This is a genomic window from Nonomuraea composti, assembly GCF_012034275.1.
In the GTDB taxonomy this organism is placed as follows: domain Bacteria; phylum Actinomycetota; class Actinomycetes; order Streptosporangiales; family Streptosporangiaceae; genus Nonomuraea; species Nonomuraea composti.
Map to the genome: position 1 here is coordinate 137553 of NZ_JAATEP010000001.1, position 26774 is coordinate 164326.

Genomic DNA, 26774 nt, shown 5'->3' on the forward strand with positions numbered 1-26774 from the left:
CCGGAAGGACACGACCCGCGAAAAAACTTTTTCGCCCCGTCGCGGGCGCGGGCAGGTGCTCGCGCGTGGCATGATCGACGGGTCAGTATCCATGAAGTTCGTTGACGCCTGGTCGGTCGGTGGAGCGCGTCGGCGTGCTCGCTCGGTGGCGAGCACGGTCGGCATGCTCCGCGTGAGGCCGAGCCGTGTTCGGGGCCGAGCCTGTCCCCGAAAGGACGTTACCCATGTCCACCGACCAGTTCGGACTCACCGGCGGCGACTACGTCCCCGATCCCGGGCGTGAGACGGCGGCGCTCATCGACGGCTTCTTCGAGCACGTCGCGGCGACGCTGCGCGCGCACCACCTCCCGGCCGGCCTGCTCGCCGTCATGCGCGGCCGGCACGCGGAGCTGGAGAGCGCGAACGCGCACCTGATCGTCGACGAGCCCGCCCGCCACAACCTGCGCATCACCCTCGCCCTGGTGGCGGCGTACGAGGCGCTGCTGCCCCGGCTGGGGCGGGAGGCGGCCTTCGACGCGGTACGCGCCGCGTTGATCGAGCCGCTCGGCGCCGCCGTCCGGGAGGGCACGCGGGCGATGCTGGACGCGGCGCCCGACCCGTTCGCGGCCATGGTGGCCGTCTCCAAGTCCCGCGAGGAGCACGCCTTCGGCAAGGGGTTCGTCTTCCGCCGCACGGCCGACGACGACCGGCGTTACCTGCTGGAGGTGCGGCGCTGCTTCTACCACGACGTGCTCGTGGCGAACGGAGCTCCGGAGCTGACCCCGGCCCTGTGCGCGTTCGACGGCAACTGGATCGAGGCGATCGCCCCCGACCGGGACGGCTTCCGCTTCGACCGGCCCACCACGATCGGCCTGGGCGGCACCCACTGCCCGTTCCACTTCACGCGCACCGGCGCGGGAGAAGCCGGCTGAAATCACGCCCAACGCTGGGCGAAATAGGGGTATATGTCGTCGATTGTCGCCTTTAGCGGCGTACCGTCGAAAGGAGGGGGAGTCGACAGTCGGGGGAGGAATCATGACCGGATTCCGTGAAGGAGGAGGTTGCCGGGGACGCCGCTGGCGGCGCCGCCGCTGCCGCCACCGCAGGCGCTGGTGGGGCGGCCCATGGGGCGGCGGCTGGGACTGGTGGTGAGTCCTGACCGGAGGGGCGCGGTCGGATAGATCGCGCCCTGCCTGGGTAGCGGAACGCCGGTACGACGGACGGGAGTCACGGATGGGCACGATGGTGCGGTACGGGAAGATGGCGATCACCGATGGGTGCCTGCCCGGCGACCGGCTCGACCTGTACAACACCGGGCCGGGCGACGCCCACGTGGAGGTGACGTTCTGCGCCGAGGGCGGCCGGCCGCAGGGGCCGTTCCGGCTCGTCGTCCCGTCGCAGCGGACGCGCTCGCACGTGCTGGCCGACCTGGCGGGGCCCGGCCTGCCCGCCCCAGAGCGGCGCTACTCGGTCGTGGTGGTGTCGGACGCCCCGGTGCTCGTCCGGGCCGCGCAGCGCGTACCGGAGCCCCGGCGCCCCGCCGCCTGACCGCCTGTCACAGGTCGAGGCGGCACAGGCCCTCGGCGAGGGCCTTGGTGGTGAGGCGGGTGCGGCTGTCGCAGCCCAGCTTGGCGAAGATGTGCTCCAGATGGGTGGTGATGGTGCGCACGCTGAGCACCAGCGCCGCCGCGATCTGCGGGTTGGAGTCGCCGGCCGCCACCCGGGTCAGGACGTCCACCTCCCGCCCCGTCAGGTCGTAGGGCAGGTGGCAGCGCCGCTCGGCGGCCACCGCTCCTTGCAGCGACCCCTGGAATCCCACGCCGGCCCGCAGCAGCCGCACCTCGTGCCAGCGCCCGCCGGCGCCGAGCCAGAGCCCGTGCCGGCTCAGCTCCCGCGAGTCGATGAACGCCCGCGCGTACGCGGCCATCGCCGGGTCGTCCCACAGCGCGGCCGAGACCTCGTGCCCGGGCACCTCGCGGCGGGTGCCGAGCCGGTCGTAGGCGACCGCGCGGAAGCCCGCCGGCAGCCCCACCGGATCGATGACGCATCTGCTCAGGTCGGTGACGTGCGCCAGCATCGGGCTGACGGCCGCCACCAGCGCCCCGGTGCGCCGGGGGAACGCCTGCCTGGCCGCCAGGTGCAGCAGCCCCGTGTAGCGGCCCTCGCGCAGGAACAGCGGCGCCGTCAGCCCGGCCCGCCAGCCGTAGGGGGCCAGGTGCCGGCGGAAGTAGCGCTCGGTGCCCGGCTCGGGCATGGCGACGGGCGCGCGGGTGGCGATGGCCCGACGGTACGCCTCCAGCCCGGCGTACTCCTCGGCCGCGTCGTGGTCGATGCGCGGATGGCCGTCGGAGACGACACTCTGGTGCCGGCCCGTCGCGGGGTCGTAGGCGACGAACTCGTAGGCGTCGAGCGGCACCACGCGGCGCAGCGCCGCCATCGCGCCCTCGGCGCCGCCACCGCCCGCCACCTGGTAGCCGACCTCGGCGAACGCCTGGAGATGGCGTACGTCCACGGTGATCTCGGCCACGCTGCTTTTATATCACTTGCCGTTTTCCAGCCCGGAAATTTACCCGGTGGCCGCCACGGCGGGGGTGCTAGGGTCGTTCTCATGCAGCGTGCTCTCGTCACGACGACGCCGGACACCGTCCCGGCGCGCTGATCGCATGCTTCCCGGGCGGACGCCCGGGAGCCTGGTCGTTCGCCCTTTCCCTGAGAGAGGTTGATCATGAACGACCACCGCAGGCTCGGCCGCGAGCTGGGCATCTTCGACACCGATCCGCTCATCGGCTCCGGCCTGCCCTACTGGCTGCCCGCCGGGGCGGCCGTACGCAAGGCCATTGAGGACTACGTGCACGAGCTGGAGCGCCGCAACGGCTACCAGCACGTCAACTCGCCGGTGCTGGGCAAACGCGAGCTGTACGAGCGGTCGGGGCACTGGTCGCACTACGCCGAGGACATGTTCCCGCCGATGCGGGTGGGCGGGGAGGAGTTCGTGCTGCGGCCCAGCCTGTGCCCGCACCACGCGATCATCTACCGCTCCCGGCAGCGCAGCCACCGCGACCTGCCGCTGCGCGTCGCCGAGCTGGGCGGCATGTACCGCTCCGAGCTGTCGGGCGTGCTCGGCGGGCTGACCAGGGTGCGCGCCATCCAGCTCAACGACGGGCACGTGTTCTGCGCGCCCGGGCAGGCCGCCGCCGAGGTGTCGGCCGCGCTCGACCTGATCGAGACCGCCCACGAGCGGCTCGGCATCCGGGCCGCCCGCTACCGGCTGTCACTGCGCGGCGAGGGCGCGAAGTTCGTGGACGACCCCGGCATGTGGGCGCGCTCCGAGTCGGTGCTGCGCGACGTGCTCAAGGAGCGGGGCCGCCCCTACGACGAGGAACGCGGCGAGGGCGCCTTCTACGGCCCGAAGATCGACATCCAGATCGCCGACCCGGCGGGCCGCGAGTCCACCCTGTCCACCGTCCAGGTCGACTACTTCCAGCCCGAGCGCTTCGACCTGCGCTACGTCGGCGGCGAGCGGCCCGTGATGGTGCACCGCAGCGTGGTCGGCGGCCTGGAGCGGCTGGTCGCCCACCTCATCGAGGTGCACGGGGGCGCGTTCCCCGCGTGGATGGCGCCCGTGCAGGCCGTGGTGCTGCCGCTGTCGGACGCCGAGCTGCCCGCCGCCGAGCGGGTGCTGCGCCGCTGCGTGGCCGCCGGGCTGCGGGCCGAGCTGGCGCCCCCCGACCGGGGCAGCCTCGGGGCCAGGATCAGGGCGCACCGGCTGGTGCCGTACCAGCTCGTGGTGGGGCCGCGCGAGGCGGCCGGCGGGGGAGCGGCCGGGCGGGCGGCGGTGCGGCTGCGCGACGGCAGCCAGGCGGGGGAGGTGCCGATCGAGGAACTGGCCGCACGATCGCGGCCGTTCGCCTGAAAAGCGGAAATCAAATGCATAACAGAGGCTTCCCTGATCGCGTAAACGGCTCGTAAAGTCCCTGCAACGCCGTGTCGGGGGAGGACGCACTTGACCGAGCTGAGCGATCGCGAGTCAGAGCTGGTCTCCGCTCACGAGCAGGAACGTCCGGCGCGGCGACTGGGCGGGCCGCTCAAACTCGGCGTCTGGGTCATGGGCGGGCTGCTTTCCGCGTACTCGCTGGTGGTGGTCTTCCGGCCGGTCGAGACGATCCAGCACCGCATGACGTTCCTGGCGGTGGCGCTGCCGCTGGTGTTCCTCTGTTACCGCTCGGGGCTGGCGCCGTTCGCGCGGCGCCTCCTGCGGCGCCCCGGGCCGCCACCCCCGCCGCAGGACGGTGAGCGGCGGGCGGAGTGGCCGAGCCCGATGGACTGGGTGCTGGCGGCGATGGCGCTGACCGTGCTCGTCTACCCGCTGCTGGACATCGACGCCTTCCGCGACCGGGGCTCGGGCGCGGCGCTGACGGACGTGGACGTGGTGTCGGGCGTCGTGCTGACGGTGCTGCTGCTGGAGGCGGTACGGCGGACGGTCGGCTGGTCATTCGCCATCATTTGCCTCCTTTTCCTGCTTTATACGTACTACGGCTCATATTTGCCCATTGACTGGACCATCGGCCATTCCGGGTTCGATATCGGACAAATCGTCTCGCAGCTTTACACCGGCACCGAGGGTTTCTTCGGCGTGCCCATGCAGGTGGCCGCCAGCTACATCATCCTGTTCACCATTTACGGCGCCGTGCTCGACTACTCCGGCGCCAGCAAGTTCTTCATCGACCTCAGCTTCGCCGCCTTCCGCCGCTCCCGCGCCGCCCCCGGCCGCACCGTCACCACGGCCGGCTTCCTGCTCGGCACCGTGTCGGGCTCCGGCGTGGCCACCACGGTCAGCCTCGGCAGCGTGGCCTGGCCGGTGCTGCGGCGGGCCGGCTACCCGAAGGAGGCCGCGGGCGGCATCCTCGCCGCCGGCGGCATCGGCGCCATCCTGTCGCCGCCCACCCTGGGCGCGGCGGCGTTCATCATCGCCGAGTACCTCGGGGTCGGCTACCTCCAGGTGCTGCTGTACGCGACCATCCCCACGCTGCTGTACTACCTCGGCATCTTCCTGGCCATCGAGATCGACTCGCGCCACTTCGGCACCCAGGCCGTGCGGGTGGACACGCCCGGCGTCGGCCGGCTGCTGCTGCGCTTCGGCTACCACTTCAGCTCGCTCCTCCTCATCGTCGTGCTGATGGCGCTCGACCGCTCGGCGTTCCAGTCCGTGGTGATCGCCACGGTGATCGCGTTCCTGCTGTCGTTCCTCGACCCGCGGCACCGCATGGGGCCCAAGCGGGTCGGGCAGGCGCTGGCCAGGGGCGCGCTGGAGGTGCTGCCCGTCACCGCGGTCTGCGCGGCGGCCGGCATCATCGTGGGCACGATCACGCTGACCGGCCTCGGCCAGAACCTCGCCGACATCATCGTGGACCTCGGCGCCGGCAACCTCGTCATCACCACCGCCATGGCGGCCGTCGCGGTGCTGCTGCTGGGCCTGGCCGTGCCGGTGACGGCCAGCTTCATCATCGCCGCCGTGATCATCGGGCCGGCGCTGTTCGACCTCGGCGTCACCCGGCCCGAGGCGTACATGTTCGTCTTCTACTACGCGGTCCTGTCGGAGGTGAGCCCGCCCACGGCGCTGTCCGCGGTGGCCGCCGCCGCGATCACCGGCGGCAACACGTACCGGACCATGATGATGACCTGGCGTTACACGTTGCCGGCCTTCCTCGTGCCGTTCGCCTTCGTGCTGACGCCCAACGGGCAGGCCCTGCTCGCGCAGGGGCCGCTCGGCACCGTGCTGCTGATGACCGCGGTCTCGGCCGTCGCGGTGGCCGCCCTGGCCATGGCCACCGGCGGGCTGGCCCGCTGGCCCGAGCGGCTGCTCGCGGCGGTGGCCGCGGTGCTGCTGCTGTTCCTGGAGCCCGTCCCGATCGTCACCGGCCTGGCCGTGCTGGCCGTGGCCGTCGCCCTGCACCTGTTCAGAAGCAGAAGGGACCCGAAGTGAAGCGCATGTTCACGCCGGAAGTGAAGCGCATGTTCACGATCGCCGCCGCCGCCGTCCTGGCCGTCGCGGGCTGCGGCGGGCAGGGCGCGGGCGGCGGCTCGGGCAACCGCATCGTGATCGCCACCGGCGGCACGAGCGGCGTCTACTACGTCTACGGCGGCGGCCTGGCCCAGCAGCTGTCGGCCGGCATCCCCAAGACCCGCGCCATCGCCTCGGCCACCTCGGCCTCCGTCGAGAACATCAAGCTGCTGGCCTCGGGCAAGGCCCAGATCGGCTTCTCCCAGGCCGACACCGCCGCCGACGCCGTCAACGGCAAGGACACCTTCACCGCCAAGCAGCCCGTCAAGGCCATCGCCCGCATCTACGACAACTACGCGCACGTCGTCGTCGCCCCCGGCGTCCAGGCCACCAAGCTCGCCGACCTCAAGGGCAAGACCGTCTCGCTCGGCCCCGCCAACTCCGGCACCCAGGTCGTCGCCAGGCGCATGCTGCAGGCGGCCGGCCTCGACCCCGACACCGACATCAGCAAGCAGCAGCTGTCCATCAACGAATCGGTGCAGGCGGTCAAGGACGACACGATCGACGCGTTCTTCTGGGTCGGCGGCCTGCCCACGGCCGGCATCACCGACCTGGCCACCAGCAAGAGCAGGATGAAGATCCTCGACACCGGCGACGTGCTGGCGAAGATGCAGCAGATGTACGGGCCCCAGTACGCCCTGCTCGACGTGGACCTGGCCGACACCTACAAGCTGTCCGGCACGATCAGGACCATCGGCATCGCGAACGTGCTGCTCGTCCCCTCCTCCATGAACGAGCAGCTCGCCCATGACATCACCAAGACCCTGTTCGAGAAGAAGGCCGAGCTGGCGATGGTGCACCCGGAGGCGCGCAAGCTCGACCCGGCACTCGGGCAGCAGGTCGCCCCGGTCGAGCTGCACCCGGGCGCGGCCCGCTACTACAAGGAGAAGGGCTGATCCGCCTGCTCCTGGCGCTCGCGGCGGTGGCGGCGCTCGGCACCGGCGGCGGCGCCGGGCGCCTGACCGTGAACGGCCTGCCCGTGGTGGCGGGCACGTTCTCGATCGCGTACGTGCATTCGGTCTACCGCGCGCCCGCCGCCGAGGTGTTCACCGTGGAGGGCACCCGGTTCACCATGCGTGCCGTCGTGTCGCTCAGCGGGGGCGTGCTGGACTACTACGCGCTGGAGGGCGAGCGGGCCCGCCTGCCCGGCGGCGCGTACGTGCTGCGGCCGGCCGAGCCCGCCACGTACGAGGAGCTGACGCTGCTCACCACCCCGATCGGGCGCAGGACGCTCGTCTCGGGCGGGCGCTGCCTGCCGCTCTACCCGGAGCGGGGCGCCCGCGAGGTGCGGCTGGCGCTCGCGCTCGCCCAGCCCGCCCCCGGCCTGCCGTGCCCCGCCGTCTTCGCGCCCCTACAGCCAGTCCTTCTTCTTGAACACCCCGTACAGCCCCGCTGACGCCAGCGCCACCAGCACCGTGGACGTCCAGAACCCCAGCGGGGTCCCCGACCCCGGATAGGGCACGTTCTGGCCGTAGAAGCCGGTGATCGCCGTCGGCACCGCGATGATCGCGGCCCAGCTCGTGACCCGCTTCATGATCTCGTTCAGCCGGAACCCCTGCTGGGACAGGCGGGTCTCGCGCACGTTGGCGAGCATGTCGCGGATCGACTCCACCCACTCCGTGACCCGCAGGACGTGGTCGTAGACGTCCTCGTAGTACGGCTTCATCGCCGGATCGGCCACCAGGTCCTCGTCGCGGCGCAGCAGCGTGCCGATCACCTCCCGCATCGGGAAGGTGACCCGGCGCAGCTTCGTCGTGTCCTTGCGCAGCAGGTACATCGCCTGCTGCAACGCCCTGCCGTCGCGGACGCTCTGCGCGAACAGCGACTCCTCCATCGCCTCCACCTGCCCGTCGAGCTCCTGCACCAGGTCGAAGTGCTGGTCCACGACGTGGTCCAGCAGGCCGTGCAGCAGGAACGTCACGCCGTGGCAGGCCATGCGGGAGGCGGAGTCCCAGCGCCGGAGCACCCCGCCCAGGTCGAACCGGTCGCTCTCGCGCACCGTGACCAGGGCGTTCTTGGTGACGAAGACGTCCACCTCGACGGGATGGATCCGGCCCCCTTCGAGGCACAGCCCGTACACCGTGACGAACAGGTGATGGTCGTAGACGTCCACCTTGGGGCGCTCGTGGTCGCTGAGCACGTCCTCGATCGCCAGCTCGTGCAGCCCCAGCTCCTCGCTGATGACGGCGAGCTGCTCCGGCGACGGGGCGCACAGGTCGAACCAGACCACGTTCTCCGGGTCCGCCACGTGGTCGGAGACCTCCTCGACGGGGAAGCCCTCCTTCACGAGGACGCCGTTCCGGTACAGACGCGTATGCACTAGCCGAGTCTGGCAAATCGTCGGGCATTGCGCACGGCCGCCCCTCCCGGATCGTTGTTGAAGTAGACGTAGGCGTCCTGCCAGCCCGCCTCCGCCACCCGGGCCGCCCAGGTGCGCAGCGCGGCCTCGCCGTACGACCAGCCGGAGCGGCCCTGGTGCAGGCGCACGTACCCCCAATCTGCCGTACGCCACAGCGGGGTCACCGGCCGGCCCAGCCGGTCGGCCCAGCACAACGCGGCCCCGCGCGCCACCAGGAGCTGCCGCACCTCCTCGGTCCACCACGAGTCGTGGCGCGGCTCCACCGCCACCCGCACCTCCGGCGGGAAGCAGCCCAGGCACCGGTCGAGCCGGGCGGGGTCCGCCTTGAGCGTCGGCGGGAGCTGCAGCAGGATCGGCCCCAGCTTCTCCTTCAGCCCGGCGGCGGCGCCCATCAGGCGCGCGACCGGCTCCTCCGGCTCCTCCAGCCGCCTGATGTGGGTCAGGAACCTGCTGGCCTTCACCGCCATCACGAAACCCGGCGGCGTCCGGTCGCGCCAGGCCGCGAACGACTCCAGGCTCGGCAGGCGGTAGAAGGCGTTGTTGCTCTCGACGGTGGCGAACTCGGCCGCGTACGTCTCCAGCCACAACCGCATCGGCACGCCCTCCGGATACAGGACGCCACGCCAGTCCTTGTACTGCCACCCCGAGGTGCCCACCAGCCGCGTCATGGCATCTGGCCTACCCTGCACAGCCGCGTGCAGTACAACTGTCCTAGTTCGTCAGCCGAGGAGGACTTGTCACGCGATGGGCGCCAACCACGCGCACGGTACCGCCGTTCCCAGCTCGCGCCGCACGGTGGTGGCCGGTCTGGCCGTCCTGGTGCCGCTCGCCGTCGTCACCCTGGCCGCCCTCGTGTGGCTGTGGCCGGACGGCGGGAAGGCGGCCGCGCCCGCGCAGTCCGGCGTGCAGCGGCTGACCGGCACCGTCGTCAGCGTCACGCTCAAGACCTGCCCGGCCGCCCTCGAAGGCTCGCCCCGCCCCGACCCCGCTACCTGCGGTAACGCCGTCGTCAAGGTGGGTGACGGGCCCGACGCCGGCCACGACGTCGAGCTCCGCCTGCCCAGCGGGCCCGGGGCGCAGCACTTCGCCGCCGCCGACGACGTCATCCTGCTGCGCGGCGCCGACGGCACCTACCAGATCTCCGACCACGACCGGTCGACGCCGCTGTGGCTGTTCGGGGCGGCGTTCGCGCTCGCCGTCATCGCCTTCGGGCGGTGGCGCGGGGTGACGGCGCTGGTGGGGCTGGCCGTCACGTTCGTGCTGCTGCTGACGTTCGTCATCCCCGGCATCCTCGACGGGCGGCCGCCCATGCTGGTCGCCATCGTCGGCGCCGCGGCGATCATGCTGGCGGTGCTCTACCTCACGCACGGGTTCTCCCTGTCCACGTCCGTGGCCGTGCTCGGCACGCTGGCCAGCCTGGCGCTGACGGGCGTGCTGTCGTACGCCGCCCTGGGGTTCGCCCGGCTCAACGGCATCACCGACGACAGCGCGCTCGCCCTCGACATGAGCCTGTCCCTCGACACCCAGGGGCTGCTGCTGGCCAGCATCATCATCGGCGCCCTCGGCGTGCTCGACGACGTCACCGTCACCCAGGCCGTCACGGTCGCCGAGCTCGCCCACGCCAACCCGTCCTACGGCTTCGGCCGCCTCTACCGCTCGGCCATGCGGATCGGGCGCGCGCACATCGCGTCGGTCATCAACACGATCATCCTGGCGTACGCGGGGGCGTCGCTGCCGTTGCTGCTGCTGTTCAGCATCGGGGAGCAGCCGCTGGGCGAGGTGATGTCGACGCCGGTCATCGCGCAGGAGATCGTCCGCAGCATCGTCGGCACGCTGGGGCTCATCGCCGCCGTCCCCATCACGACCGCCCTGGCCGCCCTGACGGCCTCCCGCCGGCTCGCCGGTGATCCCGCACCCGACCCCGACCACGCCGGGCACGTTGGGCACTCCGGGCACTCCGCGCACGGCGGGCATGCCGCGCACGGTGGGCATGCCGGGCGATCCGGGCGCTCGGGGCGCGACTCCGAATACGAGGACTTCTTCACCCGCAGGCACGATCGGGACGAGGACGACTACGACGGCTTCTTCACGCCGCAGCCTCGCCCCGACGCGCGTGCCCGCCCCGAGCCGGCGCCCGCCGCAGGGCGGCACGGTGACGGCCGCGGGCCGACCGGCGCTGGGCCCGCCCCGGCCCCATGGCCCGGCCCCGCCTCATCGCCCAGCCACGCCCCATGGCCCGGCCCCGCCTCCGGGCCCGCGCCCGCCCCGTCGCCTGGTCCCACCTCGAGACCTGTGCCCGGCCCGGGGCCTGTGCCCGGCCCGGGACCTGTGTCCGGCGCGGGGCCGGGTCCCGACCGACCGGCGCGCCACCGTCGCCGGTCGGGCCGCTGACCTCATCCTGAACGGCCGCGCCGGACCCGGGACCCGCGGGCGAGAGCGGGTGCCATGATCGCGTAATCTTTCCTGACATGACGGCCGACCTCCTGGCGAAACGGGTGACGAACGTGCTGGCACCCCAGGTGCTGGTGATCGTCATGCCCCCGCTCGTCGGCCTGCTGGCCCAGGGCTGGGGCGGGGCGGCGTGGGGGCTGGTGGCGTCGGCGTTCTGCGGCGGGGTGCCGGCGGCGGTGATCGCGGTCGGCGTGCGCTCGGGCAGGCTCGACTCGCACCACATCGTGGACCGCGCCCGCCGCACCGGCCCGCTGCTCGCGGCGGTCGCGGCCGTGCTGGTGGCGCTGGCGCTGCTGGTGCTGATGGGCGCGCCCACGCTGCTGGTCGCGACCGTGACGGCGATGCTGGTCGCGCTGGGCGTGACCGTCCCGATCACGTTGCGCTGGAAGATCTCCTTCCACGCCGCGGTCTCGGCCGGGACGGTCGTGGTGCTGGCCCACGTCCTGCCCGCGTGGCCGACCGCACTCGCCGGGGCCGCCGTCGTGGCGCTGGTGTGCTGGGCGCGGGTACGGCTGTCGCACCACACGGGGCCGCAGGTGCTGGCCGGGGCGGCGGTCGGCACGCTGACGACGTGGGCGACGCTCAGCGCGTTCGGGCTGGGCGCCTGACGACACCCACCGGCGGAATAGCGGCGTCGCCGGCGGGGTTGGCGCCAACATGGATGCCACGAACCGCGGCCGGGTGCGCGTCGAGCGCACGGCCAAGCGCGTGCGGACCTACCTGGGCGGCAGGGTGGTGGCCGACACCACCGACGCCCTGCTGGTGTGGGAAGTCCCGTACTACCCCACCTACTACTTCCCGCCGGACGACGTGGACGAGTCCGCGCTGAAGGCCACCGGAGCCACCAAGCACTCCCCGAGCAGGGGCGACGCGGTCGTCTACACCGTCACGTCGGGCACCGCCGAGGCCCCCGACGCGGCGCTGGCCTACCCCGAGTCGCCGCTGGAGCAGATCCGAGGATACGTCCGCTTCGAGTGGGACGCCATGGACGCCTGGTTCGAGGAGGACGAGGAGGTGTTCTTCCACCCGCGCGACCCGTACACGAGGGTGGACATCCTGGCGAGCTCGCGGCACGTGCGGATCGAGGTGGACGGCGTGACCGTGGCCGACTCCCGCAGCCCGCGCATCCTCTTCGAGACGGGCCTGCCCGCCCGCTACTACCTGCCGAAGACCGACGTGCGCCTCGACCTGCTGGAGCACACCGACACCGCCACGCACTGCCCCTACAAGGGCACGGCGGAGTACTGGGCGGTCAACGGCAAGAAGGACCTGGCGTGGTCGTACCGGACGCCGCTGCCCGAGAGCGAGAAGATCGCGGGGCTGATCGCGTTCTACGACGAGAAGCTCGACGTGTACGTGGACGGCGAGCTGCAGGAGCGGCCGAAGACCAAGTTCGCCTGAGCCGGCCCGGAGGCCGGGAGGCCGCCTGAGCCCGGCGCGGGTCAGGCGGCCGGCGGGGTCAGGCGGTCGCCGGCGTCCAGTGGGGGTCGCGGCCGAGGTAGCGCAGCAGCGTGGCCACGTCGTCGTCGCCGGGCCGGGCCTCCAGCTCGGCGGCGTAGGCGCCCCAGGCGCGCAGCGGCTCGACGATCTCCCTGGCCACCTTGAGCAGGGGCCGGGCCAGCTCGGGGGTGAGGGGCGACGGCCCGCCGGTGGCCATGGCGATGTCCCAAGCGTGCACGCCGGCGTCGAGCGCGCAGGCCGCCGCGCCGGACTCGGGGGTCATCTTGTGCGGCGGCACCGGGGTCGGCACCTCGGCGGCCTGCCGGTCGACGCCCGCCCACGCCCTGGCCGAGCGGGCCAGCGCGTCCTCCATCAGGGCGGTGGGGTCGCCGTCGATGGTGCCGGACGGGTCGAACGGGTTGAAGTCGGGGCCGGGCTCGCCGGTGAGCGCGGAGGCGAAGCCGATCTGGTCGCCCGCCGCGTGCTGCAGGACATGCGCGACGCTCCACCCGGCGCACGGCGTGGGCAGGCTCCAGCCGCCGGCGGGCACGCCGCGCACGGCCTGGCGCAGCGCCTCGTGCGAGGCGTCGAGAACGTCCCAGCCGCTGGTGTTGATGCTGTCGCTCATGAGTGTGTCCCTTTCCGCTGTCGGTGAGACCACTCTATCAGAACGGAATGCTTTGTTCCATAGTTAGGGCGTCTGGTTTTCCAGCCCCTTGATGAGCGCGTCGAGCGCCTGCCGGAAGTCGGCCTCCGGGTCCACGCCGCCGCCCTGCGTCCAGCGCAGCAGCCGGCTGAAGTGCGGCAGCGCGGCCGGGTTCATCTGGGTGACGTACGCGCCGACGTTCGTCGCGCCCGCGTGCTCCCGTACGTCCGCCGCGAACCCGCCCGTGGACAGCAGCAGCGACCCGAACACCAGCGAGTTCACCGCCCCCAGCGCCCGCCACGCGCCCTGGTCGTCGAACCCGCCCGCGTACAGCGCCCCCACCAGGGCGTCCAGCGGCGACAGCGCGCGCACGGAGGTCGGGTTGGAGCGGTCGGTCACCAGCGCCATCGGCACCACCGGATGGCGGCGGAAGGCCCGGTACATGCTCAGCGCCGCCGACCTGACCTGCTCCTGCCATGGCAGCTCCGGATCGGGCGGCTCCACCTGGGCGAACACGCGCTCGGCGATGCCGTCGAGGAGGTCGGCCTTGTTCGCGACGTGGTTGTAGAGCGACATCGCCTCCACGCCGAGCGCCTTGGCCAGGCGGCGCATCGACAAGCCGTCCAGGCCCTCCTCGTCGGCCAGCGCCAGGGCCGCGTCGAGGACCTTCTCCCTGTTCAGCGGCTCGCGTCGAGCCATGTGCGCCTTCCTCTCCCTCGGGTGCCGGTTGACAAAGCTTACGGTGTACGTGTTCTACTTGCGGCGTACGCTTACGCTGTAAGTAGGGGAGATCGATGGAAGACGTGATCATTGTCGGCGGCGGGCCGGTCGGCCTGCTGCTGGCTTGCGAGCTCAAGCTCGCCGGAGCCGACCCGCTGGTGCTGGAGGCCGCCGACGGCGAGCGGCGCCGGACGCGCAGCCTCGGGCTGCGCTCGCTGAACGCCCGCACGATGCAGTCGCTGGCCCTGCGCGGGCTCGTCGAGCCGGTCGAACGGGCCCAGTGGGAGATGCTCGACAACCTGTCCGCCGAACGCCAGGACCCCGGCGAGGCCGGGGACGTGGTCGCGCTGATGCTGGAGATCCTGCGCAAGGGGCAGGTCAGAGGACACTTCGCCGGGCTGCCGATCCTCGACCCCGAAGGGAACGCCCAGTACGTGATGCTCCGCCAGGACCGGCTGGAGGAGCTGCTCGCCGAGCGGGCCACCGCCATGGGGGTGCGGATCCGGCAAGGGTGCGCGGTCACCGACGTCGTCCAGGACGGCTCCTCCGTCACCGCCGTGCTCGACGACGGGCGCGCCGTGCGCGGCGCGTACCTGGCGGGCTGCGACGGCGGGCGGAGCGTGGTGCGCAAGCGCGCCGGGTTCGCCTTCGACGGCACGCCGCCCACGATGACGGGCCGGACGGCGGTCGCCGAGCTGGCCGACCCCTCCATGGTGACCTCGTCACTGCGCGGGCCCGGCGGGCTGGTCAACCTGTCGCTGGTGCCGGGGGAGATCGCGACCATCGAGTTCGACGGCGGGCCCGGCGACAGGGACACGCCCGTCACCGCCGCCGAGCTGCAGGACAGCCTGCAGCGGGTGACCGGCAAGGACGTGGTGGTGCGGCGGCTCGTGACCGGCATCCGGTACAGCGACAACGCCCGGCACGCGGAGTCGTACCGGAAGGGGCGGGTGCTGCTGGCCGGGGACGCGGCGCACGTGCACTCGCCCATCGGCGGCCAGGGCCTCAACCTCGGGCTCCAGGACGCGTTCAACCTCGGCTGGCGGCTGGGGCTGGTGGCGCGGGGAGCGGCGCCCCAGAGCCTGCTCGACCGCTACACCGCCGAGCGACACCCGGTGGCGGCCAGGGTCCTGCGGAACGCGCGGGCGCAGGTCGCGCTCATGCGCCCTGGAGCGCAGGTGGACGCGCTGCGGGAGGTGCTGGGCGAGGTGATCGGGCTGCCGGAGGCGTGGCAGCACTTCGCGGGCATGATGGACGGCACCGCGATCGACTACGCGCCCGGCGCGGCCGTGCCCCTGACCGGCCGCTTCGTCCCCGCCGGCCTGCCGCTGACCGGCCCGGCCGGGGTCGCCGAGCTGCTGCGCGACGGCCACGGCCTCCTCATCGGCGGCTCCGTACCGGGCGTGGAGGCCACCGGCCCGGGCGCGCGGCCGGGCGGCCTCGAAGCCGTCCTGGCCGGGCACGGCGACCGCGTCCGGTTCGCCCGCGCCGAGGCCGGTGCCGACCTCGGCGGGGCGAGCGCGCTGCTGGTCCGTCCGGACGGGTACGTCGCCTGGGCCGGCGAGCCCGACGGGGCGCGCGACGCGCTCACCACGTGGTTCGGCCCGCCCGCCGCCGCAGCCGCGTGAGGCCCTGCGGCGGGCGGAGCTCAGGCAGGGCCGCGTGAGGCCGGTGCGGGGTCAGGTGAACAGGCGGGTGAGGACGCGGGTGCCGAACTCCAGGCCCTCCACCGGCACCCGCTCGTCCTTCCCGTGGAACATCCCGAAGTAGTCCAGATCGGGCCGCAGCATCAGCGGCGCGAACCCGTACCCCTTGATGCCGATCCGGGCGAACGACTTGGCGTCCGTGCCCCCGGCCATCACGTACGGCACCGGCCGGGCGTGCGCGTCCTCGGCCACCAGCGCCCCGGCCAGCTCGTCGAAGAACGCCGACGGGTAGGGCGCGTCGGGCGCCTCCTCCAGGTTCACGAACTCGCGGGTGACCTTCGGCCCGAGCAGCTCGTCGACGGTGGCCAGGAACTCCTCCTGGAGCCCCGGCAGGTAGCGCCCGTCCACGTGGGCCGAGGCCGTCGAGGGCACGACGTTCACCTTGTAGCCGGCCTCCAGCATGGTGGAGTTGGCGGAGTTGCGGATCTGTCCCTTGAACAGGCTGCCGAGCGCGCCGAGCCGGGCCGCCTCGGCGTCCAGCCGGTCGAGGTCGATCGGCGCGCCGGTGATCTCCGACAGCTCCTGGAGGAGCGCCGCGACCGACGGCGTCAGCCGCACCGGCCACTCGTACGACGCCACCCGCGACAGGGCGTGCACGAGCGTGGCGACCGGGTTGTCCACGGCCGGCCGGGAGCCGTGCGCGGCGACGCCGTGCGCGGTCAGCTTCATCCAGGCGGTGCCGCGCTCGCCGACCGCGATCGGGTACACGCGGTGCCCCTCGGAGGCGACGCTGAACCCGCCGGACTCGCTGATGGCCTCGCTGACCCCGTCGAACAGCTCCCGGTGCGCGCTGACGGCGTGCCGGGAGCCGTAGTCGCCGGTGGCCTCCTCGTCGGCCAGGAACGCCAGCACGAGGTCCCGCTTCGGCCGCTCGCCGCGCGCCCGCATGCCGAGCACGGTGGCGAGCGTCATCGCGCACGAGCCCTTCATGTCGACGGCGCCGCGCCCGTAGACGCAGCCGTCCTCGATCTCGCCGGAGAACGGGTGCATCCGCCACTCGGCCGGGTCGGCGGGCACGACGTCGAGGTGGCCGTGCACGAGGAGCGCGTCGGGGGAGTCGCCCGCCATCCTGGCCACGACGGTGGTGCGCCGGGGCGCCGACTCGAACACCTCCGGCTCCAGGCCGGCGTCGGCCAGCAGCGTGGCGACGTACTCGGCGGCCGGACGCTCGCCGGAGCCCGGGTTCGTGGTGTCGAACCTGATCAGGTCCGAGCAGATCTCGGCAACGCTCTTCACGCTCTCCCCTTAAGAGTCAGCGGCGGCACCTCCGGCGTGTCCATGCCGAAGATCAGCCCGTAGAAGGCCAGCTCGGCCTCCAGCACCGCGACGACAGTCTCCTCCCTGCGCCAGCCGTGCTGCTCGCCGGGGAAGGTCAGCAGGGCCCACTCTTTGCCGTGCCTGTCCAGTTCGGCGGTGAAGCGGCGGGCCTGCGACACGTCCACGATGGCGTCCTCCAGGCCGTGCAGCATCAGGCAGGGGCCGGAGGCGCGGAAGGCGTTCAGCAGCGGGGAACGGTCGGTGTAGCGCTGCCGCGTCTCCGGCAGGGGGCCGATCAGCCCGTCGAGGTAGCGCGACTCGAAGTCGTGCGTCTCGGCGGCCCAGCTCTCCGGGTCGGTGATCGCGTAGTGCGCCACCCCGCCCGCGAACACGTCGCTGTGCACGAGCGCCGCCACCGTCGTCCAGCCGCCCGCGCTGCCGCCCCTGACGGCGAGCTTGGCGGCGTCGGCCAGGCCCAGCTCGACTAGGCCACGCGCCACCTTGGCGCAGTCTTGTACGTCCACGACGCCCCACTGGTGGCGCAGCCGCTCCCGGTAGGCGCGGCCGTAGCCGGTGGAGCCGCCGTAGTTGACCACGGCCACGCCGATGCCCCTGCTGGTGAAGTAGGCGATCTCCAGGTCGAGCATGACCGGCATGTGCCCGGTCGGGCCGCCGTGCGCGAAGATCACGTACGGTCCGGGGCCCCGCACCCCGGACGGCGGGTACAGGTGCGCGTGCACGCCCTCGATCGTCACGGTCTCCGGATCGGGCAGCAGGGCGCGGTCCGGCAGGGCCTTGCGCGGCGACGCCACCTCGTGCGCGCCGTCGTCCAGGCCGACGAGCGTGACCTCCAGCGGCGTGTACGGCGTCGCCCCCACCGCCGCGACCTTGCCGCCCGCGACCGAGACCGTCGAGGCCCAGTGCGTGGCCTGGCCGCCGAGTTCCCGCAGGTCGCCGCTGCCCGGATCGAGCACGCCGAGGCGCCGGTGGTCGGCGGTGCCGTAGACGACGGCCAGGCGGCCGTCCTCGGCCACGGCCAGGCAGGTCAGGCCCGGCTTCCAGGCCGCCATGCCGAACTCCAGCTCCATCGGGGTGAGGTTGCGGCCCGGGGAGCCGTCCAGGGGGACGAGGTGCACGTTCCACCAGCCGGTCGGGTCCGTCACCGCGTACAGGCTCGTGTCGTCGCGCCACTCCGCCTGGCAGACCGACTCGCGCGGCCCGCCCGCCACCACCTCGTACGGCCCGGCGGTGCCGTCGCCGGACAGCGGCGCCACGCACAGCTCGGTGCCGTCCCACGGCATGTTCGGGTGGTCCCAGCCGATCCAGGCCACCCACCGGCCGTCGGGGGAGAGGCGGGGGTTCATCAGGAAGTGCTGGGCCTCGGCCACGACCCGCACGGGGCCGCCGTCCAGCGGCACCGCCACCAGGTCCCGCACGTCCGCGATCTCCCTGACCGCCCACACCTCGTCGCGGCCCGGCGGCAGGTACAGGTCGCCGTACCGGGACGCGCCCTCCGGGGTCAGCGGCACGGGGGTGCCGCCGTCCAGCCGGTAGAGGCGCTGGTCGGCCCAGTTCGTGAACGCCAGGCCGCCCCCGGGCAGCGGGCGCCAGGAGCGGCCGCCGTACTCGACGAGCCGGTTGCGGGCGTTCCAGCCCTCGGGGAGCGCGTCGACGCGGGAGCCGTCGGGCAGGCGGCGCACCACGCACCGCCGGCCGCCCTCGTGCGGGCGCGGCTCGTCCCACCAGACCTCGACACCGGAGGGCGTGGCCACCGCCTCCACCCACTGGGGGCCGCCGTCGATATGGGCCACGTCGATCGGTCGAATGCTCATCAACTCACCAATTGCCATTCGTACAAGGAGGAAGAGGAACGTCTGGGGGGTGCAGCACGTACGCGATGCCGCCGCTGCCGGAGCTCCGAAGCCACACGTGCTCGAACGCCGCCCGCGGATACACCCGCCGGACCTCGGCGTCGCACGGCGCGGCCGGGTCGTTGACCACGATGTCGCCCCCGGCCGTGACACCGGTGACGACCAGGATGTGCCCGTTCGTGGAGTAGCAGGAGCCGGGTAGCTCGTGCGCCTTGAACGACTGCGAGGTGATCACCGGGATGCCGGCCCGTACGAACCGCTCCAGCTCCGCCGCCGACCGCAGCCGCGTCACGAACCCCGACAACCCGAACCGCCCCGCGTACGCCACGCCGAACGGCCAGTTGCCGGTGCCCTGGTAGCTCTCGTCGTACGTGCCGGCCGCCGCGTGGTCCACGTCGGGGGCCGGGTCGCCGTCGCCCACCCAGGCCAGCTCGTCCGGCGCGGGCCCGCGCCCCCAGTAGGCCAGCACCATGGCCACCGAGGCGGGGCTGCACCAGTTGGCGCCGCCGCCGTCGTAGCGCACATGATGCCCGGCGTGCGCGTGCTGCGAACGCCGCGGCACCGCCAGCTCCACCGCGCCGCCGGGGCCCGGCGCGCTCGGCGCGGGCGGCACGCGCGGCAGCGCCGAGGCCATCACGCCCAGCCCGGTCACCCGCGAGCCCTCGCCATAGTGGGTCACCCGCACCTGGAACGACGTCACCGGCTGCCGGGCCACGAACGTGTCCACCGCCACGTCCCCGTGCTCGTCGCCCTGGCCCGGCACCGAGGTACGCGGCGCGCCCTGCTCCGACCAGCGGCCCATGACGTACCACTTGGTCGGCTCACCCGAAGCGGTCCTGGCCCGCAGCGCGACCTCGATCCACGCGCCCGGCGGGGTGCGCGCCGTCCACGACGGGACGAGCTGGGTCGCGGCGAAGCCGATCGGCAGCTCCTCGCCGGTCCACACGCGGGCGCCCGCCGGCACGGTGAGACGGGCGAAGGCGACATGGGCCAGATCGACGGTGAGCACCAGGCACATTGTGGTTTCGCACTCCATGTCGCGCATCGGATGGTTTACGTACCGGCCCCGGATTGTGTCGGTGATCATCCCTAGGGTTCGGGGCATGACATCAGCGGTACAGGCATACACCTACACCGGGCCCTCCGTGCTGGCCGGCGGGAAGCTCGGCCTCTCGACCTCCGGTGGCACGGCGTTATCCGGCCCCGCCGCCCACCCGAGGTTCTTCAGCGGGCTGCTCATCCACGCCGCCCCGGCCGCCGCCGGGCTCCTGGCCGTGGCCGACGTGGCGCTCACCCGCTACCACCAGCCGCGCCCCGGATCGACCCGCGACCCCGTCGTCACGTGCGACGGGCAGCGGCTCAGGTTCGAGTCGTTCTCCGCCTGCGGCGGCGTCTACGCCCGGCTCGACGTGCTCGCCCTCGACGGCGACGTGCTCGACCGCGGCACCACCAACGTCGACGTCAACGGGCCGCTGCGCGAATCCCTGGCCAGGGTCGGCGGCACGGACCCGCTCCACCTCGGCGTCGGGGCCGACGAGCTGACCGCCACCACGCTCGACGGGGCCGTCGTCGAGAAGAAGGTGCCGCTGCCGCCGCGGTGGCTGCGCGGCTTCGCCGAGGTGCAGGTGATGGCCGCCGGCTGGGACCTGCGGGCCGAGCTGGCCGCGCCCCAGGCCGTCCGCTTCCTGCGCTCCCTGCCCAAGGGCGCCCGCTCCACCGTCTGGGCCGTGCCCGCCGGCCGCGACCTGCGGCTGTCCGCCACCGGCGGGCGGGGCGGCGTGTGCCTGTCCGGCACCGGCCGCGTGGCCACGCTCCTGCCGCTGTTGCGCTTCGCCAAGGCGCTGCGCGTCTACGGGCCCGCCGACGGCGCCGCCACCGCGAGCGCGTGGGAGCTGGAGCTGCCCGGCATGCGCTACACGCTGGCCGTCTCGCCGCAGCCGGCGCGCGGCTTCTCCGGCGAGGGCCAGGTCCTCGACGACCTGGCCGCCGCCGAGGCCGCCGCCGACGCCGACGTCATCGGCATGCTGCTCACCTTCGGACCCGCCGTCCAGCTCGGCCTGCTCGCCGACCGCTCCGGGCTGCCCCTCCAGCGGGTACGCGCGGCGCTCACCCAGCTCGGCACCGCCGGCCGGGTCGGCTACGACCTGCACGAGGCCGGCCACTTCCACCGGGAGCTGCCCTACGACCGGGCCCAGGTGGCCGCGCTCAACCCGCGCCTGACCGCCGCCAGGAAACTCGCCGACTCGGGCGCCGTCCGCCTCCTGCCGGCCGGCCAGGCGGAGGTCACCACCGACGGCGGCATCCGCCGCGTCGGCCTCATGGAGGGCACGTGCACCTGCCCGTGGTGGTTCGACCACCGGGGCTCCCGCGGCCCGTGCAAGCACGTCCTGTCGGCCAGGATCGCGTCCCGCCTGGCGGTGGAGGCCACACCGTGACGACGGACGCGGGGACGAGCGGAGGTGACGTGCGGGCGGCGGCCGGGCCGCTGGGCGGGGGTGGTGAGACGGGGGCCGGGCTGGTGAGCGCGTGGGAGTCGGTGGTGGAGGCGATCGACCGTGGGGACCTCGAACTCGTCGCCCGCGCCGCGCTCGAACTCCGCCCCGCCTCGGGCCGCCGCGGAGGCCGGGACCCCTTGGCCGGGCTCGTGCTGGCCATGCTGCGGCGCAGCGGCGCCGTCCCGCCGCACCACGACCCGCTCGTCCTGGCCTGGGCCACCGCCACACCCACCGCGGCCGAGCTGCGCGCGGACCCGCTGCTCGACCACCTCGTGCCCCGGCTGTTCGAGGCGGAAGGCGTCGGACGGCTGCTGCGCGACGAACGCGCCGACCCGCCCGACCCCAGGAGCTGGCTGGCCGCGCTCGCCGAGCTGCAGCGCGAGGGCCGCATCGGGCGCGACCTGCTGCTCGACGGGCTCCTGCGGCGCTTCCTGCGTGGCGGGCAGCCCGCCGACCTGCGCTTCTTCGTACGGCTGCACGAGCTGCTCGATCCCACGTACGACGACGTGAGCAAGCGGCGCCGCGACTACCTGCGCCTGCTGCCCGCCGCGCCCGGCATCGTGGCCGAGCCGGCGCTCCGGCACCTGCGGCGGCTCGACGACCTCGACCCGGGCGAGGTGACGGAGGCGGTGCTGGCCCTGCTGTCGAGGGGCGAGCGCAAGCTGCTGACGGCCGGGCTCACCTGGCTCGACGAGCTGGCCCGCGACCCCGGGGCCGACCTGGAGACGCTGGCCCCCGCGCTGGGGTACGCGTTCGCCTGCGAGTCCGCCGACGTGCAGGGGCGGGCGGTGCGGGTGGCCGTCAAGCACGCCAGGCGTTTCGGGGTGGCGGGGGCACGGGCCGTGTGGGAGGCGGCGACGGTGCTGCCGCAGGAGCTGGGGGAGACCCTGGCCTCGGCGTTCGGCCCGGTGTTGGGCCCGGTATCGGGTGGGGCGTTCGGGGAGGTCGGTGAGGATCCGCGCGATTCCGATGGGTTCGTGCCGGTACCGCTGCCTCCGCCGGTCACCGCGGCCCCGTTCCCCGCGCCCGTGACGGCGGCGCGGGAGGTGGAGGGGTTGCCGGACGGGGCCCGGTGGGAGGCCGCCGAGCTGTGGCTGGCCGGCGTCGTGCGGCTGCACGCGAGCGATCGCGACGGCCTCGCGTCCCGGCTGTCGGCGCTGATGCCGGGCGTGACCCCGCCGGACGGGCGGTGGCTCGCGGTCTGGCACTGGGCCTGGGAGATCGCCCGGCTGCTGACCACGCCCGCCGGAGACACCGGCGAGGCCGCGCCTGCGACGGCGGCGTACCTCTCGCGGCTGCCCGAGGTGGGGGAGGTGCCGGGGCCGCACCTGTTTCTGCTGCGGCGCTGGGCCGAGGTGTGCGGGGCGGTCGAGGGCGGGACGTTGCCGCCGTACCTGCTGGCCGAGCCCACCTCGATGACCGGCCATCTCGACGGCGCGGTGCTGGTGGAGCGGCTGGAGGGGTACGAGCGGGCCGGTGTCGAGGCGTTGCCCGCCGACCTGCGGCAGGCGCTGCTGCGGCTGCCGCGCGGCCTCGCGCCCGAGGTGGTGGCGCGGGCCGGGCGGCTCACCTCGCGGGCGGGCCGGGCGGCGGCGCGCTGGATGGGCGGCGAGCGGCCCGAGCCCGTCGCGGAGATCGCCTGGTGGTACTACCCGCCGGCGGGGACGCCGGGGTGCGGTGATCGGCAGGTGTACCGCGAGGACCGCGAGCACGCCGGGACGGGCGCGGTGCTCTACGAGCTGACCGCCCGCCTCCGCACGCCGCCAGCGCCGGGGCTACTCCCGATGGACGCGCCGCCGGCCACCGCATCGCCGGCCACCGTGCCGTCGGCCACCGTGCCGCCTCCTGCGTTGTCCGCTGCGGGCGGTGAGCCGGCGGGTGACGGGTTGCTGGGTGGGCCGGTCGGGCACCGGTTGAAGGAGCACGACGGGTATCTGCGGTGGTGGCCGTTCCTCATGCCGTCCGATCGGGAGGTGGTGGCCGCGCATCTCGTGCCGCACCTGACCGGGCGGTGGCAGCGGGCCCGGGCCGAGCCGGGGCAGGCGTGGGCGCTGGCGGTGGCGGACGGGCCGATGGGGGAGGCGGGTGCGCTCGTGCAGGCGTACTTCGTGGCCGACCGGGCCTGGTGCGCCGATCCCGGGGAGCGGGCCAGGCCGCTCGTGGAGCTGGCCGCCCGAGGGGAGCTGGACGCCGAGCAGGTGGGGCGGCAGCTCGCGTTGCTGGTGCGCAGGACGGATCTCAAGCCGGGGCCGGTGTTCGAGACGCTGGAGAGCGCGGCGGCGCTGGGGGCGCAGCGGGAGGTGTGGCGGATCATGGCGGGGTTCCTGCCGGTGTTCCTGCCGGGCCCGGGGGAGCGGACGCACACCCGGCACGCGCAGAGCCTCACGTTCGCGTTGCGGGCGGCGCGGTGGGCGCAGGCGCGCGGGGCGGTGGCGTGCGTCGCGGAGATCGCCCGCCGCCGGGCGTCGAACACCTTCGTCCGGCAGGCCCGCAGGCTGCACACCTATTTGACGTGACGTGACGGCTCGTCCCCACCCGGCCCCGGGTGGGGACGAGAAGGTGTCAGAGGTAGAGGCCGGTGGACTCGTCGCCGGGCGTCGGGGTGATGTCGCGGCCGGCGCGCAGCGCGTAGAGCTGCGCGAGCGTCGCCCCGGACGGCCCGACGCCCTTCGAGGAGCCGAGCCAGGCGGTCGCCTCCTCCTTGCTCAGCGGCCCCACCTCGACCTGGGCGAGGCAGCGGCCGGGACGGACGACGGCGGGGTGGAGGCGGGCGAGGTCTTCGTTGGTGGTGATGGCCACGAGGACGTCGCGGCCCTGCCCGAGCAGCCCGTCGGTGAGGTTGAGCAGGCGGGAGAGCCCCTGCCCGGCCTGGGCCTTGGCGCCGGAGCTGATGAGCTCGTCGCAGTCTTCGAGGACGAGCAGGCGCCAGCGCTGCGCGTCTTCGTCGGTGTCGTAGCCGACCGCGACCTCCATGAGGTAGCCGGGCTCGTTGAACAGCCGTTCGGGGTCGAGCACGCAGTCGACCTGGCACCAGTCGCGCCACTGCTTGGCGAGGGAGCGCAGCAGCGTGGTCTTGCCGGTGCCGGGCTCGCCGTGCAGGAGGATGAGGCGGCCGTTGACGTCGGCCGGGGTGAGCGACATGAGCCGGTCGAGGGCGGGGCGCACCTTGGCGGAGTAGTTGGAGCTGATCTCGTGCCAGGGCTGCGCGGTGATCGGCTTCTCCGATCGGGTGCCGCCGTGCATGCCGCGCCACCAGAAGCCCATCTCGACGTGGTCGGCCTCGGGCATCGGCTCTTCGGCGCCCTCGATGCTCTCGGCCAGGACGGTCTTGGCGAGGTCTTCGTTGACGGCGGTGACGCTGACGGTCGCGGTGCGGTTGCGGTGCCGGATGACGCGCAGGGTCCAGCCGTCTCCGCTGATGAGCCGCGACTCGGAGCCGTCCTCGACGCGGGCGGTGCGCAGCACGCGGCCGCCGGCGGGGGTGAGGGTGGCGTCGGGGCGCACGCGCTCGAGGTTGGCCAGGCGCGACCAGGGCTGCGCGCCCGTCGCGAACGGCGACAGCGCCAGGGCGTCGATGACGTCGATGGCCGAGTCGGCGTCGTCGATCCAGATGTTCATCGGGAGCTCAGAGGAGTCGGGGCTGGGGAACGGCACCTCCCTGATCACAGACATACTGTTGATGATCTCCGTCTCTGGGCCTGATGTCGAAGGGTTTTGGCTGGGGATCGGCTGCGTTTCGTCCTCAGCGTACCGGCTGAGGGGGAGAGCCGCCCGGAGCCCGGCGCGGGCGGCCCGAGGGATGTGCTGGGATTTGCGGCTTCCCGCACCGATCGCCCGTTGTCATGCGGAAGGCATGATCGCCCGGTACCGTGTCCTCGGGTCAAATCACTCCTTACTCGGAGGTATCGGGGAAGTGTCGAAGATCACGTTCCGCGAGCGGGCGCGGTACTGGTTCGACAACACCATGTCCAGGGGCACCGCCTCCCTGATCGGCTGGCTCGCCGTGGTGTCGGTCGGGCTGATCGTGGTCGTCGCCGTCCTCACGATGTGGCTGGCCCCCGGCGAGCCCGAAGGCGTCGGGCACATGGGCGAGGTGCTCTGGATCGCCCTCATGCACGCCCTGACCCCGGGCAAGGTCGCCAGCGACAAGGGCTCGCTGGCGTACATGACCGTGATGTTCATCTGCTCGCTCGGCGGCCTGTTCATCGTCAGCATGCTCGTCGGCCTGCTGTCCAACGGGCTCAAGCAGCGGGTGGACCGGCTGCGCAGGGGCCGCTCGCGGATCGTCGAGTCGGGGCACACGGTGATCCTCGGCTGGTCGGACCAGGTGTTCACGATCGTGTCCGAGCTGATCAAGGCGCACGCCAGCCAGAAGGGCTCGGTGATCGCGGTCCTGGCGGAACGTGACAAGCTGGAGATGGAGGAGGCCATCCGCGAGCACGTCGGCGATCTCGGCAGGACCCGCGTCGTGTGCCGCACCGGCCGCCCCACCGAGCCCCGCGACCTCGCGCTGATGAACCTCGCGGCGGCCCGCTCCGTCGTCGTGCTCTCCCCCGAGGGCGACGACCCCGACGCGCACGTGATCAAGATCCTGCTCGCGCTGGCCAAGCGCCACGGCGCGCACCCGCCGGTGGTGGCCGGCCTCGCCTCCAGCCGCAACATCGCCGCCGCCCGCCTGGCCGGCGGCCCGGACGTGCACCTGGTCGACTCCGACGACACCGCCTCCCGGCTCATCGTGCAGTCCTCCCGCCAGTCCGGCATGTCCGTCGTCTGCATGGACCTGCTGAACTTCGACGGCGGCGAGATCTACCTGCGCACCCCGAAGAAGCTCGTCGGCGTCACCTACGGCGAGGCGCTGCACGCCTACCAGACCGCCTCGGTGATCGGCCTGCGCCGCCCCTCCGGCGTCGTGCTGAACCCGCCCGCCGACACCGTGATCAACGCCGACGACGAGATCGTGGTCATCGCCCACGACGACTCCCACGTCCGCCTGGCCGCCGGCAAGCCCGCCATCGACGAGTCCGTCATCGTCACCGCCGGCGCCGCGCCCACCGAGCCGGAACGCACGCTCCTGCTCAACTGGAACGGCCGCGCCGAGCAGATCATCCGCTACCTCGACGGCTACGTGGCGCCCGGCTCGGTCCTGGAGGTCGCCGCCGACCACCCCAAGGCAGGTGCCGGCCTGGAGGGCCTGCGCAACCTCACGGTGAACGTCAAGGACTGCGACACCACCGACAGGTTCGCCCTGGAGTCGCTCGGCGTCGGGCTCTTCCAGCACGTCATCGTCCTGTCCGACGACCGCTTCGACCCGCACCACGCCGACACCCGCACCCTGATGACGCTGCTGCAGCTGCGCGACATGCAGAGCACGCTGCGCGAGCACTACTCGATCGTCAGCGAGATGCACGACGAGAACAACCGCGCCCTGGCCGAGGTCACCGAGGCCGACGACATCGTGATCAGCGACACCGTCATCGGCCTGCTCCTGGCCCAGCTCGCCGAGAACCGGCACCTCGCCGACGTCTTCGCCTACCTCTTCGACTCGCGCGGCTCCGAGATCTACCCGCGCCCCGCCGGCGACTACGTCAAGACCGGCACGCGGGTGTCGTTCGCGACCGTCGTGGAGTCGGCGCGGCGCAGGGGCGAGACCGCGATCGGCTATCGCAACGCCACCGCCCGCAACGACCCGCCGCACTACGGCATCGTCCTGAACCCCGACAAGTCCGAGCAGATCGTGCTCGGCCGCCGGGACTCGGTGATCGTCCTGGCCGAACGCTGACCGGTGCCCG

Annotated in this window: 22 protein-coding genes; 13 read left to right on the top strand and 9 right to left on the bottom strand. The window is 73.3% G+C overall.

Annotated features, from left to right (window positions below; genetic code table 11):
- Positions 1–224 precede the first annotated feature (224 nt).
- A complete protein-coding gene (locus HCN51_RS00675) occupies positions 225–911 on the top strand; it encodes an L-2-amino-thiazoline-4-carboxylic acid hydrolase (RefSeq protein WP_168005598.1) in 687 nt (228 codons plus the stop codon).
- 301 nt (positions 912–1212) lie between these two features.
- Positions 1213–1527, top strand: a complete 315-nt coding sequence (locus HCN51_RS00680) for a sensory rhodopsin transducer (protein ID WP_080040865.1) — start codon at positions 1213–1215, stop codon at positions 1525–1527.
- 7 nt (positions 1528–1534) lie between these two features.
- Here the strand turns inward: HCN51_RS00680 and HCN51_RS62035 are convergent, their stop codons facing one another.
- Positions 1535–2506, bottom strand: a complete 972-nt coding sequence (locus HCN51_RS62035; protein ID WP_168005599.1) for a LuxR C-terminal-related transcriptional regulator — start codon at positions 2504–2506, stop codon at positions 1535–1537.
- A 198-nt stretch (positions 2507–2704) separates the two neighbouring features.
- On the opposite strand from HCN51_RS62035, the gene thrS reads away from it, so the two are divergent.
- The 4 genes from thrS to HCN51_RS00705 all read left to right on the top strand — a co-directional run bounded on the left by thrS (position 2705) and on the right by HCN51_RS00705 (position 7436).
- Positions 2705–3892: a threonine--tRNA ligase gene (thrS, locus tag HCN51_RS00690; RefSeq protein ID WP_168005601.1), complete on the top strand. Its 1188-nt coding sequence runs from the start codon at positions 2705–2707 to the stop codon at positions 3890–3892.
- A gap of 90 nt (positions 3893–3982) precedes the next feature.
- A complete protein-coding gene (locus HCN51_RS00695) occupies positions 3983–5962 on the top strand; it encodes a TRAP transporter permease (protein ID WP_206066379.1) in 1980 nt (659 codons plus the stop codon).
- 5 nt (positions 5963–5967) lie between these two features.
- On the top strand, positions 5968–6936 hold the full coding sequence (locus HCN51_RS00700; RefSeq protein ID WP_168005603.1) for a TAXI family TRAP transporter solute-binding subunit: 969 nt from the start codon (positions 5968–5970) through the stop codon (positions 6934–6936).
- Between the two features lie 26 nt (positions 6937–6962).
- Positions 6963–7436, top strand: a complete 474-nt coding sequence (locus HCN51_RS00705; RefSeq protein WP_168005605.1) for a DUF1850 domain-containing protein — start codon at positions 6963–6965, stop codon at positions 7434–7436.
- Here the strand turns inward: HCN51_RS00705 and HCN51_RS00710 are convergent.
- Positions 7392–8360: a magnesium transporter CorA family protein gene (locus HCN51_RS00710; protein ID WP_346433479.1), complete on the bottom strand. Its 969-nt coding sequence runs from the start codon at positions 8358–8360 to the stop codon at positions 7392–7394. The genes HCN51_RS00705 and HCN51_RS00710 overlap by 45 nt on opposite strands.
- Positions 8360–9067 (bottom strand): DUF72 domain-containing protein, encoded by a 708-nt coding sequence (locus tag HCN51_RS00715; protein WP_168005607.1) that lies wholly within the window; start codon positions 9065–9067, stop codon positions 8360–8362. Before HCN51_RS00715 ends, HCN51_RS00710 begins: the two co-directional genes overlap by 1 nt.
- Positions 9068–9143: 76 nt before the next feature.
- On the opposite strand from HCN51_RS00715, the gene HCN51_RS00720 reads away from it, so the two are divergent.
- From HCN51_RS00720 to HCN51_RS00730, 3 genes are all read left to right on the top strand, one after another.
- A complete protein-coding gene (locus tag HCN51_RS00720; protein ID WP_240972291.1) occupies positions 9144–10790 on the top strand; it encodes a YibE/F family protein in 1647 nt (548 codons plus the stop codon).
- A gap of 77 nt (positions 10791–10867) precedes the next feature.
- Positions 10868–11458, top strand: coding sequence for a hypothetical protein (locus HCN51_RS00725; RefSeq protein ID WP_168005609.1), 591 nt, complete (start codon positions 10868–10870; stop codon positions 11456–11458).
- 49 nt (positions 11459–11507) lie between these two features.
- Positions 11508–12251 carry a DUF427 domain-containing protein gene (locus HCN51_RS00730; RefSeq protein ID WP_168005611.1) on the top strand — a complete coding sequence of 248 codons (744 nt, stop codon included), beginning with the start codon at positions 11508–11510 and terminating at the stop codon, positions 12249–12251.
- A 58-nt stretch (positions 12252–12309) separates the two neighbouring features.
- Here the strand turns inward: HCN51_RS00730 and HCN51_RS00735 are convergent, their stop codons facing one another.
- Both HCN51_RS00735 and HCN51_RS00740 read right to left on the bottom strand, forming a co-directional pair.
- Positions 12310–12918 carry a TIGR03086 family metal-binding protein gene (locus HCN51_RS00735; protein WP_168005613.1) on the bottom strand — a complete coding sequence of 203 codons (609 nt, stop codon included), beginning with the start codon at positions 12916–12918 and terminating at the stop codon, positions 12310–12312.
- A gap of 63 nt (positions 12919–12981) precedes the next feature.
- The gene (locus tag HCN51_RS00740) at positions 12982–13635 is read right to left on the bottom strand and encodes a TetR/AcrR family transcriptional regulator C-terminal domain-containing protein (RefSeq protein ID WP_168005615.1); all 654 of its coding nucleotides are present in this window, start codon (positions 13633–13635) and stop codon (positions 12982–12984) included.
- Positions 13636–13730: 95 nt separating this feature from the next.
- Between HCN51_RS00740 and HCN51_RS00745 the strand changes: the two genes are divergently transcribed.
- Entirely contained in the window at positions 13731–15284 is a 1554-nt protein-coding gene (locus tag HCN51_RS00745) for an FAD-dependent monooxygenase (protein WP_168005617.1), read from the top strand.
- Positions 15285–15335: 51 nt separating this feature from the next.
- Here HCN51_RS00745 and HCN51_RS00750 read toward each other — a convergent pair whose 3' ends face one another.
- From HCN51_RS00750 to HCN51_RS00760, 3 genes are read right to left on the bottom strand one after another with little or no spacing between them, the layout of a single operon-like run.
- On the bottom strand, positions 15336–16598 hold the full coding sequence (locus HCN51_RS00750; protein ID WP_168005619.1) for a M20/M25/M40 family metallo-hydrolase: 1263 nt from the start codon (positions 16596–16598) through the stop codon (positions 15336–15338).
- Positions 16595–18451, bottom strand: coding sequence for a S9 family peptidase (locus HCN51_RS00755; protein WP_240972292.1), 1857 nt, complete (start codon positions 18449–18451; stop codon positions 16595–16597). Before HCN51_RS00755 ends, HCN51_RS00750 begins: the two co-directional genes overlap by 4 nt.
- 4 nt (positions 18452–18455) lie before the next feature.
- Positions 18456–19508, bottom strand: a complete 1053-nt coding sequence (locus HCN51_RS00760) for a C39 family peptidase (protein WP_168006367.1) — start codon at positions 19506–19508, stop codon at positions 18456–18458.
- A gap of 85 nt (positions 19509–19593) precedes the next feature.
- On the opposite strand from HCN51_RS00760, the gene HCN51_RS00765 reads away from it, so the two are divergent.
- Positions 19594–20925: an SWIM zinc finger family protein gene (locus HCN51_RS00765; RefSeq protein WP_168005623.1), complete on the top strand. Its 1332-nt coding sequence runs from the start codon at positions 19594–19596 to the stop codon at positions 20923–20925.
- A complete protein-coding gene (locus HCN51_RS00770) occupies positions 20922–23501 on the top strand; it encodes a hypothetical protein (RefSeq protein ID WP_168005625.1) in 2580 nt (859 codons plus the stop codon). The genes HCN51_RS00765 and HCN51_RS00770 overlap by 4 nt, the downstream gene beginning before the upstream one ends.
- Before the next feature lie 46 nt (positions 23502–23547).
- On the opposite strand, the gene HCN51_RS00775 is transcribed toward HCN51_RS00770, so the two are convergent.
- On the bottom strand, positions 23548–24657 hold the full coding sequence (locus HCN51_RS00775; protein WP_080040849.1) for a DUF5925 domain-containing protein: 1110 nt from the start codon (positions 24655–24657) through the stop codon (positions 23548–23550).
- Positions 24658–24898: 241 nt separating this feature from the next.
- Between HCN51_RS00775 and HCN51_RS00780 the strand changes: the two genes are divergently transcribed.
- Positions 24899–26764 carry a CASTOR/POLLUX-related putative ion channel gene (locus HCN51_RS00780; RefSeq protein WP_168005627.1) on the top strand — a complete coding sequence of 622 codons (1866 nt, stop codon included), beginning with the start codon at positions 24899–24901 and terminating at the stop codon, positions 26762–26764.
- Positions 26765–26774 lie beyond the last annotated feature (10 nt).